The organism is Bacillus sp. P4_D3 (genome assembly GCF_056401855.1).
Genome location: NZ_JBFUIN010000728.1, coordinates 1 through 1,517, shown reverse-complemented (window position 1 = coordinate 1,517; position 1,517 = coordinate 1). Strand labels below are relative to the sequence as shown.

General features: G+C 34.3%; 1 protein-coding gene and 1 pseudogene. Both read left to right on the top strand.

The features are described 5' to 3' along the window. The first annotated feature begins 194 nt into the window (after positions 1 to 194). Positions 195 to 1,343 carry a 30S ribosomal protein S1 gene (gene rpsA, locus AC1DTM_RS26050; protein WP_088098874.1) on the top strand — a complete coding sequence of 383 codons (1,149 nt, stop codon included), beginning with the start codon at positions 195 to 197 and terminating at the stop codon, positions 1,341 to 1,343. Between the two features lie 12 nt (positions 1,344 to 1,355). Then, a pseudogene (locus AC1DTM_RS26045) lies at positions 1,356 to 1,517 on the top strand (type 2 isopentenyl-diphosphate Delta-isomerase); the annotation flags it as partial.

Below are 1,517 nucleotides of genomic sequence, written 5' to 3'. Positions count from 1 at the left end.
TATTATATTTCAAATCATACTTTCTTCAAGATGATTTTGCTGTATACTATTTATATAGGTTTAATATAGTTTCTTGTGAACTGTATTGAAACAGAATATGTGATGATAAATTCTTAAACATGCAAATGAAAACATTTGTTTTCATTTCGTATATACATAAAAATGCTTTGTCAATTCTGTAGGGAGGTATTTCCATGGTAGAGAAAATGAATGAAGAAGTTATGAATTCAAAAGAATTACAAGTTGGTGACGTTGTTACAGGTTCTGTAACGAAAGTTGAAGAGAAACAAGTTCTTGTAAATGTTGGATACAAAACAGATGGCGTAATTCCGATTAGTGAATTAGCTAACGTTCATATTGAAAAAGCAAGCGATGTTGTAGAATTAGATCAAACACTTGAATTGAAAATTATTAAATTAGAAGAAGATGATCTTGTTTTATCTAAGAGAGCTGTTGACGCAGAAAAAGCGTGGGTAGAATTACAAGAGAAATTTAATTCTGGTCATGTATTTGATGTTACTGTAAAAGATATCGTGAATGGTGGGTTAGTTGTGGACCTTGGTGTTCGTGGTTTTATCCCAGCTTCACTTGTAGAGGTACATTATGTAGAAGATTTTGCTGACTATAAAGGAAAAACATTAACGGTGAAAATTGTTGAATTAGACCGTGAAAAAAATCGTGTTATTCTTTCACATAAAGCGGTAGTAGAACTAGAACTAGATTCTAAGAAAAAAGAAGCAATCTCTTCGTTAAAAGAAGGGGATATTGTTGAAGGAACAGTACAACGATTAACGGATTTTGGTGCTTTCGTTAACGTTGGTGGTGTGGACGGTTTAGTACACATTTCACAAATTTCACACGAACGTGTAGAGCAACCTTCTGAGGTATTAGAGCAAGGTCAAAAGGTAAAGGTAAAAGTGTTATCTGTTGATGCTGATACGCAACGTATTTCTTTATCAATTAAAGCAGCTCAGCCGGGACCTTGGGAAAATGTTGCTGGCGAAATAAAGGCTGGAGATATTCGTGAGGGCGTAGTAAAACGCCTTGTTACATTCGGTGCATTTGTTGAAATTTTACCTGGTGTTGAAGGGCTTGTGCATGTATCTCAAATTGCAAATCGTCACGTGAAAAATCCAAATGAAGTATTGGAAATGGGACAAGAAGTAAAAGTGAAAGTACTTGAAGTCCATGTAGCAGAAAAACGTATTTCTTTAAGCATAAAAGAAACGCTTGAAGAAAATAATGTAACAGAAGATTATAGCCAATATGAGCCAAATGCTGATTCTGCTACTTTCCAGTTAGGTGATATTATTGGTGAACAACTGAAAAAATTAAAGAAATAAAGAGGGGTACAAGTGGTAAGGGCAAAACGTAAATTAGATCATATTGAATATGCTCTTTCTACTGGTCAGTCTCGTACGCATGGCTTTCATGATATTGATTTTGTGCATCAAAGCTTGCCAAATTCAAGTTATGATACTGTAACATGTGAAACAAAAATCGGCGAACTTTCACTA